This is a genomic window from Pseudomonas sp. NY15356, assembly GCF_048068175.1.
Classification (GTDB): Bacteria; Pseudomonadota; Gammaproteobacteria; order Pseudomonadales; family Pseudomonadaceae; genus Aquipseudomonas; species Aquipseudomonas putida_K.
Map to the genome: position 1 here is coordinate 1 of NZ_JBLUPW010000004.1, position 17,780 is coordinate 17,780.

Genomic DNA, 17,780 nt, shown 5'->3' on the forward strand with positions numbered 1-17,780 from the left:
ACGTTGATTGGTTTCATCCTCTGGGCGCTGCGCGCCCGGCGGATAACCCAGGTGGTGGCCGAGCTCGGCATGCAGGGCGCGCTCGATCAAGGCCTTCTTGAACGCCGCAGACGCATCCTCGATAGCCTCTGCAGTCATCAGGCCCTCACCGAACTGCTCCAGCAGCTCTTTGGGGATTTTAGGCAGGTCACGCAGGGGTTTCTTTTTGGTTGGCATACATGCACCTCTTACTCATGTTATGCCCGAACACAAAATTTCTGACACCCTCCCTCCGGCTGCCAGCCACCGCCCAGGGCCTTGTAGATCGCCACGATGCCCTGGTACAGCTCGACCTCGCCCTGTGCCTGCGCATCCTCGGCGCTCAGCCGCTCGCGCTCGGCATCGAGCAGCACCAGGTAGTCCACCGTGCCTTCCCGGTAGCGAACCGACGCCAGGTCGGCTGCTTTGCGGCTCGCTTCGCTCTGGCGCATCAAGGCCAACAAGCGTTGCTGGCGCTTGCCGTAGTCGCTGAAGGCATTGGAGGATTCTTCCAGCGCCAGCAAGACCTGCTGTTCATAGTTGGCCAAAGCCCCTTCGGCATCGGCCTTGGCCCCGCGTAGGCGAGCCCGCACGCTGCCCAGGTCGAATGCCGCCCAGGTGATGCTCGGGCCCAGCGCCCAGGCATTGGCCGCCGACGAGCCGATCTGCGAACCGCGCGCGGCGGTAAAGCCCAGGAACCCGCTCAGGCTCACCCGTGGGAACAGGTCGGCCGTGGCCACCCCCACATTCGCCGTGGCCGCAGCCAACTGGCGTTCGGCGCTGCGAATGTCCGGACGTCGGCGCAGCAGTTCGCCCGGATCGCCCACCGGCAATGCCTTGGCGATGGCCGGCAGCGCCTTGGGCGAGAGGTCGACACTCAATGCATCCGGCCGTTGGCCAAGCAGGGTGGCGATCCGGTTGCGCGCCCGCACCTGTTCGGCCTGCAATTGCGGCACCGTCGCCTCTACCGCGGCAAGGCGGGCGTCGGCGCGTACCACGTCCAGCTCGTTGCCCACGCCGGCATCGCGCAACGTCTCGGTGATGCTGCGCGACTCCTGCTGGGTCTTGAGGTTGGCCAGGGCGATCTGCTCGCGCAGCTGGGCACCGCGTAGCTGGCCGTAGGCATCGACCAGTTCTGCGATCAGGCTGACCTGCAACTGCTGCAGGTCGGCCGCCGCAGCGGCCTCCTGCGCCTGGCTGGCCTCGATCTGCCGCTGTATGCGACCGAACAGGTCCAGCTCCCAGGCCATGTCCAGGCCCAGGTCATAGCGTTCGCTGTTAACTCGGCGCTCGGTCTGGCCGGGGATCTGGCCTTTGCCGATCTCGCTGCTGGCGCGGCTGGTGACCACTGGCAACTGGTCGTTCTGCGCATCCTCGCGGATCGCCCGGGCCGCCTTGAGCCGGGCGAAGGCCACGCGCAGGTCGCGGTTGCCGTCCAGCGAGGTTTGCACCAGCTGGTTAAGGACCGGGTCGTCGAACTGCTTCCACCACACGCTTTCGAAGCGGCTACGGTCGAAGGCCTTGGCCGGTGCCTGGGTATCGATGTGCGCAGGCTCGGTCTGCGGTGCCTGGTAGTCCGGGCCCACCGCGCAAGCCGCCAGGGCCAGTGCCAGCAAGCTCGGGGTCAGGGGTTTGAGCAGGTTCATGCATGGCTCTCCAGCGAGGGCGTGCGCTCGGCCTTGCGGGCCTGGCGACGTTCGACGAAACGGCGGATCAGGAAGAAGAACACCGGGGTCAGGAACAGGCCGAACACCGTCACGCCGATCATCCCGCTGAACACCGCCACGCCCATGGCATGGCGCATCTCGGCACCGGCACCGGAGGAGAACACCAGCGGCACCACCCCCATGATGAAGGCGATCGAGGTCATCAGGATCGGCCGCAGGCGCAGGCGGCAGGCTTCCAGCACTGCAGCGAGCGGGTCGAGGCCCTCGGCCTGTTTGTCCTTGGCGAACTCGACGATGAGGATGGCGTTCTTGCATGCCAGGCCCACCAGAACGATCAAGCCGATCTGGGTGAAGATGTTGTTGTCACCGCCGGAGATGATCACGCCGGTGATGGCCGACAGCAGGGTCATCGGCACGATCAGGATCACCGCCAGCGGCAGGCTCCAGCTTTCGTACTGGGCCGCCAGCACCAGGAAGGCCAGCAGCACGCACAGCGGGAAGACGAACAGTGCCGTGTTGCCTGCCAGGATCTGCTGGTAGGTCAGGTCGGTCCATTCGAAGGTCATGCCGTTGGGCAACTCCTGCTTGAGCAGTTTCTCCATGGCGGCTTCGGCCTGGCCAGAGCTGTAGCCCGGCGCTGCACCACCGTTGATTTCGGCGGTGATGAAGCCGTTGTAGTGCATCACCCGGTCGGGGCCGGAGGTGTCGCTGACCTTGAGGAAGGTCGCCAGCGGGATCATCTCGCCCACGTTGTTGCGCACCTTCAACTGGCCGATCTGCTCGGCGTCGAGGCGGAACTGCTGCTCGGCCTGGACGTTGACCTGGTAGGTGCGGCCAAAGCGGTTGAAGTCGTTGGTGTACAGCGAGCCCAGGTAGATCTGCAGCGTCTCGAAGATGTCGTTGATGGCCACGCCGTGGGTCTTGGCCTTCTCCCGGTCGATGGCGGCATCGACCTGAGGCACGTTGACCTGGTAGCTGGTGAACAGGCCTGCCAGCTCCGGCACGTCATGGCTCTTGGCGATGATGTTCTGGGTTTCCTTGTACAGCGCTTCGTAACCCAGGTTGCCACGGTCCTCGATCTGCAGGCGGAAGCCGCCGATGGTGCCCAGGCCCTGCACGGGCGGCGGCGGGAAGATCGCGATGTAGGCGTCTTGGATGTCAGCGAACTTGGCGTTCAGCGCCGCCGCGATGGCTGCCGCCGACTGGCTTGGGTCCTTGCGTTCGTCGAACGGCTTGAGCGGGGTGAACACGATGCCGCTGTTGGGGCTGTTGGTGAAGCCGTTGATCGACAGGCCCGGGAAGGCCACCGAGTCGGCCACGCCAGGTTGCTCCAGGGCGATTTCGCTCATCTTCTTGATCACCGCTTCGGTGCGGTCGAGGCTGGCTGCGTCCGGCAGTTGGGCGAAGGCTACCAGGTACTGCTTGTCCTGGGCCGGCACGAAACCGGTCGGGGTGGACGAGAAGCCCAGGTAGGTCAGGCCCATCAGCCCTGCATAGACGAACAGCGCGATGCCGCTGGAGCGGATGACCCGGCGTACGCCGCCGACGTAACCATGGCTGGCGCGGTCGAAGAAGCGGTTGAACGGGGCGAACAGCCAGCTGCCCAGGAGTTTTTCCAGCAGCAGCGAGAAACGGTCCTTGGGCGCGTGGTGATCCTTGAGCAATACCGCAGCCAGGGCCGGCGACAGGGTCAGGGAGTTGAACGCCGAGATCACGGTGGAGATGGCGATGGTCAGGGCGAACTGCTTGTAGAACTGCCCGGTCAACCCGGAGATGAATGCTGCAGGTACGAACACCGCGCACAGCACCAGGGCCGTGGCGATGATCGGCCCGGTCACTTCGCTCATGGCCTTCTGCGTCGCCTCCAGCGGCTGGAGGCCCAGGCCGATGTTGCGCTCGACGTTCTCCACCACGACGATGGCGTCGTCCACCACGATGCCGATGGCCAGCACCAGGCCGAACAGCGACAGCGCATTGAGCGAGAAGCCGAACAGGTGCATCACCGCAAAGGTACCGATCAACGACACCGGCACGGCCATCAGCGGGATGATCGAGGCACGCCAGGTCTGCAGGAACAGGATCACCACCAGGACAACGAGTACCAGGGCTTCGAACAGGGTATGCACTACCGCCTCGATGGAGCCGCGCACGAACACGGTCGGGTCATAGACGATGCTGTAGTCCATGCCCTCGGGGAAGTCCTTCTTCAGCTCGGCCATCTTCGCCCGCACTTCGTCGGAGATCTCGATGGCATTGGAGCCTGGGCGCTGGAAGATCGGGATCGCCACCGCCGGCTGGTTGTTGAGCAGCGAACGCAGGGCGTACTGGCTCGAACCCAGCTCGACCCGGGCGATGTCCTTCAGACGCGTGATCTCGCCGTTGTCGCCGGCGCGGATGATGATGTTCTCGAACTCTTCCTCGTTGACCAGGCGGCCCTGGGTGTTGATCGACAGCTGGAAGCTGGTCGAGCCTGGGGCGGGCGGGGCACCCAGCTGGCCGGCGGCGACCTGGCGGTTCTGTTCACGGATGGCCGCCACCACGTCGCTGGCGGTCAAGTTGCGCGAGGCGGTCTTGTTCGGATCCAGCCATACCCGCAGGGAGTAGTCGCCCATGCCGAACAGCTGCACATCGCCCACGCCACCCAGGCGTGCCAGCTCATCCTTGATGTTGAGGATGGCGTAGTTGGAGAGGTAGAGCATGTCGTAGCGGTTGTCCGGCGAGGTCAGGTGCACGACCATGGTCAGGTCGGGCGAGGCCTTGTCGACGGTGATCCCGATGCGCGTCACTTCCTCTGGCAGCTTGGGCTGGGTGCGGGTCACGCGGTTCTGCACCTGTACCTGAGCATTGTCCAGGTCGGTGCCCAGGGCGAAGGTGATGGTCAGGGTCAGCTTGCCGTCAGCGGTCGACTGCGAGGACATGTACAGCATGTTCTCGACGCCGGTGATGGCCTGCTCGAGGGGCGCGGCCACGGTTTCGCCGATCACCTTGGGGTTGGCGCCGGGGAAGTTGGCGCGCACCACCACGGTGGGCGGCACCACTTCGGGGTATTCGCTGATCGGCAGCTGGAACAGCGCGATGGAGCCTGCGATCAGCAACACCAGCGACAGCACGGCGGCGAAGATCGGCCGTGTGATGAAGAATTTGGAGAAGTTCATCGGCATCGATCCTTAACCGCGAGGTGCTTGGGCACTGGCGACTTTGTCGTTGGAACCGGCCACCGTCGGGGTCGGGTTGCTGGCCTCCAGGGCCTGGCGCTGGCGAGCCAGGGTGGCGAGGGTCTCTTCGCTGGCCATCGGGGTTTCCTCGGGCGTTACCGGGGAGCCTGGGCGTACGCGCTGCAGGCCCTTGACCACGATGCGGTCATCCTTGCTCAGGCCGCTGCGCACGATGCGCAGGCCTTCGAGCTTAGGCCCCAGCTCCACGGCGCGGTAGGCAGCCTTGTTGTCCTTGTCCATGACCAGCACGAACTTCTTGCCAAGGTCGGTACCCACGGCTTCGTCGTTGATCAGCACCGCGTCATATTTGGCGCTGCCGACCAGCTTCAGGCGTGCGTACAGGCCGGGGGTGAAGCGGCCGTCGCGGTTGTCGAACACGGCGCGGCCACGGATGGTGCCGGTGCGCGGGTTGACCTGGTTGTCGACGAAGTTCATCTGGCCCAGGTGCGGGTTGCCGGTTTCGTTGGTCAGCCCCAGGTACACCGGGGTGCTCTGGCCGCGCTGGCCTTCGCGGGCCAATTGGGTGTACTTGAGGTACACGCGCTCGTCGGCGTCGAAGTAGGCGTAGACCTTGTCGGTGGACACCACCGAAGTCAGCGGAGTGACATCGGCGGTGACAATGTTGCCGGCGGTGAACTGGGCACGGCTGACCCGCCCGCTGATCGGTGCGGTGACCCGGGTGAAGCTCAGGTTAAGGCGGGCCAGGTCGAGCTGGGCCTGGATCGCATCGACCCCGGCGCGGGCTTCGGCAGCGGCGCTGCTGCGCGATTCGGCCAGTTCGGCGGAGATGGCGTTGCTGTCGCGCAGGCGTTCGCCGCGGCGCGCTTCGTTGGCGCTGCGGATGGCGGTGGCCTTGGCTTGTTGCAGTTGGGCCTCCAGACGACGGACTTCGGCCTGGAAGGGGCGTGGGTCGATCTGGAACAGCAGGTCGCCCTTGTTGACCTGGGCGCCTTCGGTGAAGGCCACCCGGTCGATCTGGCCCGACACGCGTGGGCGCACCTCGACGGTTTCCGGGGCTTCCAGGCGACCGGTGAACTCGTCCCATTCGTTGATCGGCTGCTCGATCACCTTGGCCACGCTGACCTTGGGTGCGGCGGGCGCCTGCACGGCTTCCGGGGCTCTGCCACACGCGGCGATCACCATCACTGCCAATGCAGCGAGCGGAAAGCGCAAGGGTTTGAATGATTGTTCCATGGAGAACTCCGCCAATAATTGGATAGTGGGCGGATTCTGCGAGTCTTGCGCGCGAGGAACGAATCGAACGGGGCGAAGGTTATTATCAAGCGGAATGATAGGTAGGGCGGCGTCATCGATCAGGACACATGAAAGCCAAGTATCCCGACAGGGGGCCGCGACGCGGCCCCAGGGCCTTCAGGCCTGTGCGGCAAATTGCGCCAACCGCTCACCATCGAGACGGTAGCGAATCCACTCATTCTGGGGTTCGGCCTTCAAGGCGTCGTAGAAGCGAATCGCCGGCTCGTTCCAGTCCAGCACGCTCCACTCCAGGCGTCCGCAGCCCTTGGCCACGGCCTCGCGGGCGATGTGCCGCAGCAATTGGCGGCCGGCACCGTCGCCACGTTGCTCTGGGGTGATGTACAGGTCTTCCAGGTAGATGCCATTACGGCCCAGCCAGGTGGAATAGCTGTAGAAATACACGGCAAAGCCGATGGCCTGGCCATCGCGTTCGCAGATCAGGCTGTGCACGGTGCTGCCTTCATCGAACAGGGTGCGTTCGATATCGGCGAGGCTCGCCACCACTTCATGGCGGGCGCGCTCGTAATCGGCAAGCTCGGTGATGAAGGCAAGGATCTGCGCAGCGTCGGCGCGTACGGCGGGGCGAATGGTCAGGCTCATGGTCGGGCATCCTTGAAGGTGCAGGGCAGGGCGCTTCGGACCGATACAGTCATGTGTATCGGTGCAATTTAACGTAACTGTACGGGTCGCAAGGAAAATCGCTCCGCTAGTGTGACAACACAACAACCCCTTGTGGAAGCCCACCATGCTTGGATCCATCGATCTGCTCTCCGCCTTCGTGCTCTTTGCCTTCGTCTCCTCGATTACGCCAGGGCCGAACAACACCATGCTGCTCGCCTCGGGGGTCAACTTCGGTGTGCGCCGCTCCATTCCTCATGCCCTGGGTATCAGCATCGGCTTCATGGTGATGGTGCTGGCGGTGGGCTTCGGCCTGGGCGAGCTGTTCAAGGCTTGGCCGCCGCTGTACACCCTCCTGCGCTACGTCGGTGCGGCGTACCTGTTGTACCTGGCCTGGAAGATCGCCACCTCCGGGCCGATGTCCGGCGATACCAAGGGCGCAGGCAAGCCGCTGGGCTTCTGGGGGGCGGCGGCATTCCAGTGGGTCAACCCCAAGGCCTGGGTGATGGCGGTGGGGGCGATCACCACCTACACGCCTGCCCAGGGCTATGTGCTCAACGTGATCGTCATCGCCGCCTTGTTCGCCCTGGTCAACCTGCCCAGCGTCGGTATCTGGGTGATGTTCGGCAGTGCCTTGCGCAACTTCCTGCAGAACCCGCGCTGGTTGATGCTGTTCAATGTCCTGATGGCCCTGTTGTTGGTGATTTCGTTGTACCCGCTGCTGTTTGTAGAATCGTCTTTTTCCTAGACCGATGAGTACAGCAAAGCGATGCAGTTGATTCCCTGGTCCCATGAAAGCTCCGAAGGTTTCACCTTGCGTGGCTGGCGGTCACCGGCCAGCGGGCGGCCGTTGCTGCATTTCCTGCATGGCAACGGGTTCTGCAGCCTGGCCTACCAGCCCATGCTGATGACGCTGGGCGAGCACTTCGACCTGTGGCTCAGTGATGTGCAAGGCCATGGCGACAGCGACCATGGTGGGCCCTTCCGGGGCTGGAACCGCAGCGCCGAGCTGGCGGTCGAGGCGTTCGAGGCCGGGCGGGGCGAGTATGGGGACGTGCCGCGTGTTGCGCTGGGCCATAGCTTTGGCGGTGTGCTGACGGGGTTGATCCTGGCCAGCGAGCCGCACCTGTTCAGCCGCGCCATGCTGCTCGACCCAGTATTGTTCAGCCGACGTATGCTCGGCGTGATGGGCGTGGCTGCACTGGTCGGGCTGCACCGCCGTCACACCTTGGCACGCAAGGCCGCGACCCGGCGCAGCCATTGGCCCGACCGCGAGGCGGTCACGGCATCGCTGCAAGGCCGGGGCATCTTCAAGGGCTGGAGCGAGGCAGCATTGCAGGCCTATGTGGAGCATGCCGTTGGGGAGTGCGGAGAAGGGGTGGTGCTCAAGTGCCGGCCCAGCCGGGAAGCGGAGATCTTCAGTTCGTTCCCCGAGCGGATGTGGACCCACCTTCTGCAGATCAAGGTGCCGACGTCCATCCTGTATGGCGAGCATACCTATCCGTTCGTCCCCCATTCGGTACAGCGGCTGGCCGCGCTCAACCCCTATGTGAGCGCTCGGCAGGTGCCCGGGGGGCATTGCTTCATGCAGGAGGATCCGGCGGGGGCGGCGCAGCAGGTGGTGACCTGGCTGCTCGCCCACTGACAAGTTTGCATGTGCTGTAGGAACGCGACCGGGCCAGGCCAGATCAGGCCACATCGACCAGGACGATCTCGCTGTCCTCGACGGCCGTTACCTGCAACACCTGCTCCTGCTCGATGGCCACGCCATCCCGGGCTTTGGCTCGCAGGCCATTGACCTCCACCAGCCCCTTGGCAGGCACCAGATAACCCCGGCGCCCCGCGTCGAAGCGGTATTCGGCGCTTTCGCCAGCACGCAGGGTTGCAGCCACCAGGCGCGCATCGGTGCGGATGCGCAGGCTGTCTTCATCGCCGGTCCGGCCGCTGGCCAGGGTCACGAAGCCTTCACCGCGCTCGCCCTTGGGGAAGGGCCGGGTGCCCCAGGACGGTGCGTCGCCGACCCGCTCAGGCATGATCCAGATCTGGAAGATCCGCGTGTCGACCTTTTCCAGGTTGTATTCGCTGTGCACGATGCCGGTGCCTGCGCTCATTACCTGGACGTCGCCGGCCTCGGTGCGGCCTTTGTTGCCCAGGCTGTCCTGGTGGGTGATCGCGCCTTCACGGACGTAGGTGATGATTTCCATGTCCCGGTGCGGGTGTGGCGGGAAGCCTCCGCCGGCGGCGATCAGGTCGTCGTTCCAGACGCGCAGGTTGCCCCAACTCATGCGCGCCGGGTCGTAGTACTCGGCGAACGAGAAGTGGTGGTGGGCATCGAGCCAGCCGTGATTGGCATGGCCCAGGCTTTCGAACGGACGCAGTTGCAGCATGGTCGTGCTCCTTGAATCGGTTGATGGAGCCATGATGCGCCAAACAAAGATCGAAAATAAGCGTAAATATCGGCTTGTTTTGATCTATTAATTAGATTTGTGTTCTTTGGGTAAAGCCTGCGATTCATCGCCTAATCCACTGATCTGCAAGCATTCGCTGGCGATTTTTCCCAGATGGGGCGAACATGCCCGTTGATTCAATATTCAACGGAGTGACCGTGCCTCACGAGCATCCCCAAGCCCCTGCGGACCTGGCGCCGCCGGCCCAACTGCCCTGGTTCCGCCGCTTGGCCGCCCGCCTGCTGGGCCGCGGCCTGACCCGCCTGCAAGCGCAGCACCGCGATTCTTGGTTCCTCGGCCATGCGACCGGCCAGCGTAGCGGCCATGCCGATGGCATGCGCGAAGGCTACGAGCGTGGCCGGGTCGAAGGCTACGAAGCCGGGCGTCAGGTGCTGGTGATCCGCGATGTCCGTCCCGACGCCGCTGGGGTACCTGGCCAGGACGACAAGCTGTTCGACGACTGGCGCCTACCGCTGACCGCCGAATTGAAAAAGCGCTTCAAGGCCGATGTCGCCCAGCGCCTGCCTGCCGAGGCCCAGCCCAGCGCCGCGCAATGGAAGCTGATCTTCAGCGATACCCCGTCCACCTGCGTGGTGGCCGGCGCAGGCGCAGGCAAGTCGACCTCGTTGGTGCTGCGCATCCTGCTGTTGCGCCATTACCTGGGCTACGAGCTCGATGCCATGACGGTGGTGACCTTCACCCGCGAATCGCGCAAAGACTTCATCAAGCGCCTGGTGCAGGTATTCGCACTCTGGCAGCTCGATCTGCATCCCGCCCAGGCCCGCGAACTGGTGCGTACCTTCCATTCGCGCATTCTGCCGCTTGTGCGCAGCCTGCCGGGCTTCGGTCAACTGCGGGCATTCGAGACCCTGGGGCAGGACCTGCCTGCTGGTGGCGAAGCCAACGCCGAGGGCAACCCGTTCGACCTGCGTTTGAATGACGCCCAGCGTCAGCAGCTGAACCTGTGCTATCGCGACCTGCTGCAAGGCAACCCACGCTTCGCCGAACTGATCGGCGCGTTGCGACGCGAAGCCCTGCAGCTCAAACCCCTGGACCCGGACCACCCCGACGTGCAGAAGCGTGTGCAGGTGACCCAACTGGCTGCCCAGCGCGATGAAGAACTGTGCGACGTGATCGAGGACTTGTGGTTCGCCGCCGGCGCCTGGCCGATCAAGGGCATCGAGCCGTGCCGCGATACCGTGCAGATCCGCGGCAGCCGCTTCCACGTGCATGGCCGCCTCGAAGGGCTGGATGCCTGGGTGGTGCTGGGTTTCGACCCGTCCGAAAGCGCGCAGTACCAGCGCCCAGGCGCCAAGCTTGGGGTTCGTGCCGAATGGGCGGTAAAGCGCACCCTGTTCCAGGCTTTCTGCGACAAACCTTTGATATGGCTGGAAAACTATTCGGCAGCCAAGCGCCTTGCCGCCACCTTGGCTGGGGATGCCGTCGCGGGCCCGGGCTTCGAGTACAAGGTCAAGGGCGAACTGGCGCCGGCGCCATTGCTCGACGCGTTTGTCAGTGCCGCCAGCTTCATCGAGAACCTTGGCCTGGAGGTGAACAGCGCCGTGGCCGGCATGAGCTTCCCGCCGGGTGACAGCGATGCGTTGTTCTTCGAAGCGTTGGCGCTCTACTGGAAGGCCTTGGAAGCGCACCTGCTGGCGCAATCGCCACCGGTCATGACCTACAACCGCATGTTCGCGCTGTTCGGCGAGAACAACCCGGAGAACCTGCGCCTTTTGCCCGACCCGCTGCTGCGCCCGCTGGCGCACCTGATGATCGACGAGTTCCAGGACGTCTCGCCGCAGATCGTCAGCTGGTTGCGGGCGAGCCTGGCCGAGATCCGCAGGCGCGGCCCGGCCATGCACACCGGGCGTAACGCCGGGCACAGTTCGCTGATGTGTGTGGGCGACGACTGGCAGTCGATCTACGGTTGGCGGGGCAGCTCCCCGAAATACTTCATGGAATTCACCAAGGCCTTCCCGTCGCCGGCCAATACCCGGGTAATGCTGGTGGAAAACTATCGCAGCCAGCAGCACATCATCGATGCCGCCGAACACCTGGTAAAAGGCGCACAGGCTATCGCAGGCAAGAAGGCCAAGGCCAGCGGCCTGGCTGCCGAGCTGCCGCTGTCGCCGGTGAAAGTCTTCGAGCGCGACGAGGCCGCCTTGGCCAAGACCTTGATGGAACACTACCAACGGGGCGAAACGGTCATGATGCTGTTTCGAAAAAGCTCCGATAAGTCATTGATGGATCAGCATTTGTCAGCGGTGTACAAGGCGGACTCCAGCTTGCCGCCCGAGCAGCGCCGGCTGCGCCAGCTGACCTACCACAGCGCCAAGGGCCTGCAGGCCGACGCGGTGTTCATGCTCGGCGATTGCCAGTACCTGACCAGTTCACCCTACAAGAACCAGGCGTACCGCATGGCGGGCCTGGGGCGTGCCGGTGATGCCCAGGCATTCGACACGGCGCAGAAGGAAGAAGTGCAGCGCCTGGCCTATGTCGCGGTGACCCGTGCGGTCAGGCACTGCTATTGGCATGTGGAGGCCGCCAACGGCGAGTCGGCGGGTGCGCCTCGCGCGTCCGGCCAGGTGGTTGGCCGGCACGCGTTTTTCGAAGACCTGCGCGGTCAGTGAGCGTGCGCATCAAAGCGTTGCCATTGAGCGGTCACGCAGGTCGATGCAGGCAATGACGCCGAAGGGTCGGTGTCGCACACGTTGCCGTCGGTGAGGGGCCAGCGGGGCAGGCTTGGCTGGGCGAAGGTAGGCTACCGGCCTGTGCGCTGGCGCCAGGCCATAGCCAAGGGAGAGAGTTCATGCGTTCGCAGTGCAGTCCCAAGGATCACCTGCTAGACCTCGATGGCGTCGAGATTGCCGTGCGTTGCTGGGGGCCGGAAGATGGCATTCCGGTGCTCGCGTTGCACGGCTGGTTGGACAACGCCGCTTCATTCGACCGGTTGGCGCCCTTGCTCGACGGGTGCTTCGTGGTCGCACCGGACCTTGCCGGCCACGGCCGTTCCGACCATCGCCGCGACGACAGCGGCTATTACCTGTGGGAACACGCCGAAGACATGCTGGCCGTGGTCGACAGCCTGGGCCTAGGGCATTTTCATGTCCTGGCCCACGGCATGGGCACCGGTATCGCCTCGCTGCTGGCGGCACTGACCAGCAGCATCGCCAGTATGGTCTTTCTCGATGGTATGGGGGCGCCGTTCACGGTCGCCGAGGATGATCGTGTGGCGCACCTGGCCCGGGCCTATCGCCTCAAGCGCATGGTCCGGCGCAGCCGTCTGCAAGGTTTTGCCGAGCCTGGTGGGAGCCAGTTCGATGACCTGGATACCGCGCTCGCGCAACGGCGCAACCGGCTCGATGGCAATTTGTCCGCCGAGGCCGCACGGCTGTTGGCCCAGCGCGACCTGTTGCAGGTGGGCGAGGGCTATTGCTGGCGCCACGACCCGCGCCTGGTGCTGCCCGAACCCATGCCCTTGACCGAGCGTGAAGCCTGCGACCTGCTCAGGCAGATCGCCTGCCCGCTGTACCTGATGCTCGGGCGCCAGGGCGCCTTCGCCGGGGACGGTTTCGAGCCTCGACAGGGGGCTCTGCCTGGCCACGCCCGGGTCACCTGGCATCCGGGAGGGCACCACTTCCATCTCGAAGGCCCGGACCGCACCCTGGTCGACCTGATCCTGCGGGTGCTGGCCACCCATGACCATGGCCAGTTGCAGCGTCTGGTCAACGAGTAGCCGCGCGAAACGGGGGCTGTCGGTGCACCTTGGGATGGGCTATGTTGCCCAGGTACCTTTTCCCAGGTCGCCCAAAGGAGCTGCGGCATGCCACCGTTCGTCATCCAGCATATCGATCATATCGTCCTGCGGGTCCATGACCTGGACCGCAGCATCGCCTTCTACCGTGACCTGCTCGGTTGCCAGGTGAGCCGAACCCGGGAAGACCTGGGCATGGTGCACCTGGCGGCAGGCACGTCGATGATCGACCTGGTGAGCCTCGATGGGCCGCTAGGGCGCCCAGGCGGGCCGGCGCCGAGCGGGCAGGGGCATAACCTGCATCACTTCTGCCTGCGCATCGAACCTTTCAACGCGCCTGCGCTGATCGGCTACCTGCAAGCGGCCGGGGTCACCGTGGAGCCTGCGGAGAAACGTTATGGCGCCGAGGGCGAGGGGCCCTCGCTGTATTGCTTCGACCCCGACGGCAACCAGGTCGAGCTCAAGGGGCCGGTGTCCTGTGAGCTTGGCCCGCGATAAGGGCCAAGTCCTTGCCAGGCGACGGTAATCGGGTGCTGCTCCTGAGGTCTTGCGCAGCGGTGCCTCCCAAATACCCCGCGAAATCAATTGGTTATCAAGTTTTGTAAGAGGATGCCTTTGCTCTTGCTTGCGATGCGCGATAGTCCAGGCGCCGCCAAACGCGACGTCAGGCGGCCGAGTGGAGGCATTACGGAGGTGGATGCCGGGCATGGATGCCCGGCAAGCGGCGCAGGGCCATGGATGGCCCTTCGCCGCGCCCCACCGGGAGTAATGCCGGAGCGAGGGAACCCCGGAGCGCAGCGCAGGGGCCGGATGCAGGAGCCAGCGGTTTTTGCCTACTTTTGCCCAAGAGCAAAAGTAGGTCGCCGTAAAGGCGAAAAGGTGAATCAGCGCCGCCATGGCGTATGGAGTTTTCGCGATTCCAATGCACTCGATGTTTGTTGAACCTGGAATCGTTGGTATTGATTTAAGCGAACAGTCCGTTTGCGATGGCGACGCTGAATCACCTTTCCGCCCTTACGGCGGGTCACTTTTTGTCAAACGCGACAAAAAGTAACCAAAAAACGCTGGCTCCTGCATCCGGCCCCTGCGCTTCGCTCCGGGGTTCCCTCGCTCCAGCCTTGCTCCGGCGGGGCGCGGCGAAGGGCCATCCATGGCCCTGCGCCGCTTGCCAGGCATCCATGCCTGGCACCCACCTGCGCAAGGCTTTCGCTCGGCCTCCTGAAGTCGCGTTTGGCGGCGCCTGGGCTATCGCGTATCACAAGCAAGACCAAGAGCAGGAGAGAACAAGCGAGCTCCAAGCCGTACCCCGTTTCGCTGGAAGCCGGCGGAGGCGGCGCGGGCGCTTGGCATCTCCCGTGCGACCCTGTATCGGCGGGTGCATGAGCACCGTATCGAAATGCCCAGAATGAAGCTGTAGATCCATGAGAGAGCTTTTTTCTGACGCGATAGCCCAGGCGCCGCCAAACGCGACGTCAGGCGGCCGAGTGGAGGCATTACGGAGGTGGGTGCCGGGCATGGATGCCCGGCAAGCGGCGCAGGGCCATGGATGGCCCTTCGCCGCGCCCCACCGGGAGTAATGCCGGAGCGAGGGAACCCCGGAGCGCAGCGCAGGGGCCGGATGCAGGAGCCAGCGGTTTTTGCCTACTTTTGCCCAAGAGCAAAAGTAGGTCGCCGTAAAGGCGAAAAGGTGAGTCAGCGCCTCCATGGCGAATGGAGTTTTCGCGGTTCCCATGCGCTCGGTGTTTGTTGAATCTGGAATCGTTGGTATTGATTTAAGCGAACAGTCCGTTGGCGAGGGCGACGCTGAATCACCTTTCCGCCCTTACGGCGGGTCACTTTTTGTCAAACGCTGATGTTAGGCATGATCAATCGCCGGCAAGCTGCCCCACGAGCAGCGCTAGTTACGGGTAAAAGGCCGAAGATCTGGAATATTTCCTACAGATCCACCGATCAAGCAGAACACCTATAACGAGATGACTCTAAGCAAAGACAGCCCAACGAGATCATCATCGTGGCCCGACAGTCCCTTGCCCCACACGCCACACCCTCCCAGGCCGTGACCTTGCTGGTATTGGCCATGGCCACGGTGCTGGCGTCCGGCATCATGCCCCGCCACCGCGCCGACTGGCTGATGGAGAACCTCGTCCCGCTGGCCCTGATACTGGCCTTGGTCGTCGGTTGGCGCTGGTTGCGCCTGTCATGGCAGGCCTACCTGGCTATCCTGCTGTTACTGGCCGTGCATGAACTGGGGGCGCACTACACCTACGCCGAAGTGCCCTACAACCGTTGGTGGCAGAGCCTGTTCGACCAGTCGTTGAACGCGACCATGGGCTGGCAACGCAACCAGTACGATCGTTTGGTCCACCTGAGCTACGGCCTGCTGTTCTATCGGCCGCTGCGCGAAACGCTATGGCGTCTGACGCCCCTGCGTGGGGCTTGGCTCGCCTTTCTGGCGTTGAACCTGGTGCTGGCCACTTCGGCGTTGTACGAACTGATCGAATGGGTCGGTGGCCAATATGTGGGCACCGACACGGCCCGGGCTTTCGTCGCCACCCAGCGCGACCCCTGGGATGCGCAGAAGGACATGGCGCTGGCGCTTGGCGGGGCGCTGGCCAGTCTTGCGTGGGGCGCATTGCGGGGTGCTCGACCGCCCAGGTAATGCCGAGGAACATCCCGCGCCGACCTGGCGTCTCCCGACATATCGGAAGACGATCCAGAGGAGGTGCCCATGCCTGCCCCCGCCAAGACTCGGGAAGCTGCCGACCATGCGTTGCTGACGCTGCTGCGCCGCCATGGCGAGCCGCTGCCGAACATCGATGCGCCACTGTTCGGCGAGCTGTTCGACCGCTATGCCGACGCCAAGGTCGTGCTGATCGGTGAGGCCAGCCACGGCACCCGGGAGTTCTACCGGGCTCGGGCCGCCATCACCCGACGGCTGGTGGAGCGGCACGGCTTCACCATCGTCGCGGTGGAGGCCGACTGGCCCGATGCCGGCCAGCTCGATCGCAAGGTGCGGGGCCTGGGGACCGCGCCCACCCGCGACCCGGCGTTCGCGCGCTTTCCCAGCTGGATGTGGCGCAACGTCGAGGTGCGCGAGTTCATCCACTGGCTGCATGGCCACAACCAGCCCTTGGCAAGCGAGGCGCGTATCGAGTTCCGTGGCCTGGACATCTACAGCCTGCGCAACTCCATGGCCGAAGTGCTGGCCTACTTGGACCGCACCGACACCGAGCTGGCGCGAGAGGCCCGCCAGCGCTATGGGTGCCTGACCCCATGGCAGGACGACCCAGCCTTGTATGGGCACTTCGTCGAGCGCGGTGGCCAGGTGCCATGCGAGGATGCGGTGGTGCAGCAGCTCAACAGCTTGCTGGTCGAACGCCTGGCGCGCCTGGCCCATGATGGCGAAGCCTTCTTCAACGCTACCCAGAACGCCCGTGTGGTGCGGGCTGCCGAACAGTACTACCGGGCCATGTACCGCGGCTCGGCGGCCTCCTGGAACCTGCGCGACACCCATATGTTCGACACCCTGCGGGCCTTGCTCGCCCATCGCGGCGAGGGAGCCAAGGCGGTGGTGTGGGCGCACAATTCCCATATCGGCAATGCTGCCGCCACCCAGATGGGCTGGCGCGGCGAGCTCAACCTGGGTCAGCTGTGCCGCACCGCCTTCGGGCAGGATGCGGTGTTGATCGGCATGAGCACCGACCGTGGCCAGGTGGCAGCCGCCGATGACTGGGATGCCCCGGTGCGGATCAAGCAGGTCCTGCCGTCACGCCCGGACAGCTGGGAACGCCGTTTCCTCGATGCCGGCATCGCGGCCTCGTTGACCGACTGGCGCGGGGAGGGCACGCAGGCATTGCGCGAGGCCCTGGCCGAACCTTTGCTCGAGCGTGCCATCGGCGTCATCTACCGCCCGGCCACCGAGCGCCAGAGCCATTATTTCGAGGCGTCGCTGGCCGACCAGTTCGATGCCCTGGTGTGGATCGAGCAGACCGCTGCCGTCACGCCGCTGCCGGTGCCCGAGAGCGCCAGCCACGAGGAAGACACCTTCCCGTTCGGAGTCTGATGCCATGAATACCTATTTTTCCCAGCACCCTGTGTTCAAAGACCGTCGCCAGGCCGGGCGCGCCCTGGCCCAGGCGCTCAAGTCGCGGGTACAAGGCCAGCCGCTAGTGCTCGCCTTGCCCCGTGGCGGCGTGCCGGTCGCCTATGAAGTGGCCAAGGCGTTGGCTGCGCCACTGGACCTGGTGCTGGTGCGCAAGATCGGCGCACCGGGCAACGAGGAGTTCGCCGTCGGTGCCGTGGCCGAGGGCAACCCGCCTTACTGCGTGGCCGACCAGGCGATGATGGCGCTGTTCGGCGCCTCCCAGGATTGGTTCGACGCCGAGCGTGATCGGCAACTGCTGGAGATCCAGCGGCGCCGCCGGGCCTACTGCGGGGATCGCCCAGCCCCTGATGTGTCGGGCCGTGAGGTGGTGTTGGTGGACGATGGCGTCGCCACCGGCAGCACTGCCCGTGCCGCCTTGCTGGCCCTGGCCGCCATCGGGCCGTCGCGCTTGCTGTTCGCTGCCCCGGTGGGCGCGCGGGAAGCGGTGGCGATGCTGCGCCCCCTGGTCGATGAGCTGGTATGCCTGGAAATGCCCGAGCCGTTTCGTGCGGTGGGGCTGCACTATGACCGGTTCGAGCAGACCAGCGATGACGAAGTGGTGCGGCTGCTGGCGGCCAGCAGGATGGGCTGAGCGGTCCCATGGTGTCCCGACCATGTCGCTTGTCAAGGCGCGTGGTCGGGTTTGCATGGCTATCCGGGCAA

13 protein-coding genes and 2 pseudogenes are annotated in these 17,780 nt (G+C 64.8%); 9 read left to right on the top strand and 6 right to left on the bottom strand.

Features of this window, described 5'->3' with window-relative positions; translation table 11 throughout:
* From ACNFCI_RS05075 to ACNFCI_RS05095, 5 genes and pseudogenes are all read right to left on the bottom strand, one after another.
* A pseudogene (locus ACNFCI_RS05075) lies at positions 1–216 on the bottom strand (IS256 family transposase); the annotation flags it as partial.
* 20 nt (positions 217–236) lie between these two features.
* Complete coding sequence (locus ACNFCI_RS05080; protein ID WP_416767532.1) at positions 237–1,664, bottom strand: efflux transporter outer membrane subunit; 1,428 nt, start codon at positions 1,662–1,664, stop codon at positions 237–239.
* Complete coding sequence (locus ACNFCI_RS05085) at positions 1,661–4,840, bottom strand: efflux RND transporter permease subunit (RefSeq protein ID WP_368829440.1); 3,180 nt, start codon at positions 4,838–4,840, stop codon at positions 1,661–1,663. Before ACNFCI_RS05085 ends, ACNFCI_RS05080 begins: the two co-directional genes overlap by 4 nt.
* 12 nt (positions 4,841–4,852) lie before the next feature.
* Positions 4,853–6,094: a multidrug efflux RND transporter periplasmic adaptor subunit MexE gene (gene mexE, locus ACNFCI_RS05090; protein WP_084859011.1), complete on the bottom strand. Its 1,242-nt coding sequence runs from the start codon at positions 6,092–6,094 to the stop codon at positions 4,853–4,855.
* A 177-nt stretch (positions 6,095–6,271) separates the two neighbouring features.
* Positions 6,272–6,754 (bottom strand): GNAT family N-acetyltransferase, encoded by a 483-nt coding sequence (locus tag ACNFCI_RS05095; RefSeq protein ID WP_084859010.1) that lies wholly within the window; start codon positions 6,752–6,754, stop codon positions 6,272–6,274.
* Positions 6,755–6,899: 145 nt separating this feature from the next.
* On the opposite strand from ACNFCI_RS05095, the gene ACNFCI_RS05100 reads away from it, so the two are divergent.
* A complete protein-coding gene (locus ACNFCI_RS05100) occupies positions 6,900–7,520 on the top strand; it encodes a LysE family translocator (RefSeq protein WP_084859009.1) in 621 nt (206 codons plus the stop codon).
* A 21-nt stretch (positions 7,521–7,541) separates the two neighbouring features.
* On the top strand, positions 7,542–8,417 hold the full coding sequence (locus ACNFCI_RS05105; protein WP_368829441.1) for an alpha/beta fold hydrolase: 876 nt from the start codon (positions 7,542–7,544) through the stop codon (positions 8,415–8,417).
* Positions 8,418–8,460: 43 nt separating this feature from the next.
* Here ACNFCI_RS05105 and ACNFCI_RS05110 read toward each other — a convergent pair whose 3' ends face one another.
* Entirely contained in the window at positions 8,461–9,159 is a 699-nt protein-coding gene (locus ACNFCI_RS05110; protein ID WP_368829442.1) for a pirin family protein, read from the bottom strand.
* Between the two features lie 185 nt (positions 9,160–9,344).
* On the opposite strand from ACNFCI_RS05110, the gene ACNFCI_RS05115 reads away from it, so the two are divergent.
* The 7 genes and pseudogenes from ACNFCI_RS05115 (at position 9,345) to ACNFCI_RS05145 (ending at position 17,709) form a co-directional block, all read left to right on the top strand.
* Positions 9,345–11,849, top strand: a complete 2,505-nt coding sequence (locus tag ACNFCI_RS05115) for a UvrD-helicase domain-containing protein (protein WP_368829443.1) — start codon at positions 9,345–9,347, stop codon at positions 11,847–11,849.
* Positions 11,850–12,028: 179 nt separating this feature from the next.
* Positions 12,029–12,955, top strand: coding sequence for an alpha/beta fold hydrolase (locus ACNFCI_RS05120; protein ID WP_084859005.1), 927 nt, complete (start codon positions 12,029–12,031; stop codon positions 12,953–12,955).
* A gap of 87 nt (positions 12,956–13,042) precedes the next feature.
* Complete coding sequence (locus tag ACNFCI_RS05125; RefSeq protein WP_368829444.1) at positions 13,043–13,471, top strand: VOC family protein; 429 nt, start codon at positions 13,043–13,045, stop codon at positions 13,469–13,471.
* 814 nt (positions 13,472–14,285) lie between these two features.
* Positions 14,286–14,390 (top strand): annotated as a pseudogene (locus tag ACNFCI_RS05130) (helix-turn-helix domain-containing protein); the annotation flags it as partial.
* 594 nt (positions 14,391–14,984) lie between these two features.
* Positions 14,985–15,632, top strand: a complete 648-nt coding sequence (locus ACNFCI_RS05135) for a DUF2238 domain-containing protein (RefSeq protein ID WP_253249382.1) — start codon at positions 14,985–14,987, stop codon at positions 15,630–15,632.
* 69 nt (positions 15,633–15,701) lie between these two features.
* On the top strand, positions 15,702–17,036 hold the full coding sequence (locus tag ACNFCI_RS05140; protein ID WP_368829019.1) for an erythromycin esterase family protein: 1,335 nt from the start codon (positions 15,702–15,704) through the stop codon (positions 17,034–17,036).
* A gap of 4 nt (positions 17,037–17,040) precedes the next feature.
* Positions 17,041–17,709 carry a phosphoribosyltransferase gene (locus tag ACNFCI_RS05145; RefSeq protein ID WP_084859002.1) on the top strand — a complete coding sequence of 223 codons (669 nt, stop codon included), beginning with the start codon at positions 17,041–17,043 and terminating at the stop codon, positions 17,707–17,709.
* The last annotated feature ends 71 nt before the right edge of the window (positions 17,710–17,780 follow it).

Excerpts from the sequence above, each read along its gene's own strand:
- ACNFCI_RS05080 (WP_416767532.1), bottom strand. The coding sequence starts at position 1,664 with ATGAACCTGCTCAAACCCCTGACCCCGAGCTTGCTGGCACTGGCCCTG.
- ACNFCI_RS05085 (WP_368829440.1), bottom strand. The coding sequence starts at position 4,840 with ATGAACTTCTCCAAATTCTTCATCACACGGCCGATCTTCGCCGCCGTG.
- mexE (WP_084859011.1), bottom strand. The coding sequence starts at position 6,094 with ATGGAACAATCATTCAAACCCTTGCGCTTTCCGCTCGCTGCATTGGCA.
- ACNFCI_RS05095 (WP_084859010.1), bottom strand. The coding sequence starts at position 6,754 with ATGAGCCTGACCATTCGCCCCGCCGTACGCGCCGACGCTGCGCAGATC.
- ACNFCI_RS05100 (WP_084859009.1), top strand. The coding sequence starts at position 6,900 with ATGCTTGGATCCATCGATCTGCTCTCCGCCTTCGTGCTCTTTGCCTTC.
- ACNFCI_RS05105 (WP_368829441.1), top strand. The coding sequence starts at position 7,542 with ATGCAGTTGATTCCCTGGTCCCATGAAAGCTCCGAAGGTTTCACCTTG.
- ACNFCI_RS05110 (WP_368829442.1), bottom strand. The coding sequence starts at position 9,159 with ATGCTGCAACTGCGTCCGTTCGAAAGCCTGGGCCATGCCAATCACGGC.
- ACNFCI_RS05115 (WP_368829443.1), top strand. The coding sequence starts at position 9,345 with ATGCCCGTTGATTCAATATTCAACGGAGTGACCGTGCCTCACGAGCAT.
- ACNFCI_RS05120 (WP_084859005.1), top strand. The coding sequence starts at position 12,029 with ATGCGTTCGCAGTGCAGTCCCAAGGATCACCTGCTAGACCTCGATGGC.
- ACNFCI_RS05125 (WP_368829444.1), top strand. The coding sequence starts at position 13,043 with ATGCCACCGTTCGTCATCCAGCATATCGATCATATCGTCCTGCGGGTC.
- ACNFCI_RS05140 (WP_368829019.1), top strand. The coding sequence starts at position 15,702 with ATGCCTGCCCCCGCCAAGACTCGGGAAGCTGCCGACCATGCGTTGCTG.
- ACNFCI_RS05145 (WP_084859002.1), top strand. The coding sequence starts at position 17,041 with ATGAATACCTATTTTTCCCAGCACCCTGTGTTCAAAGACCGTCGCCAG.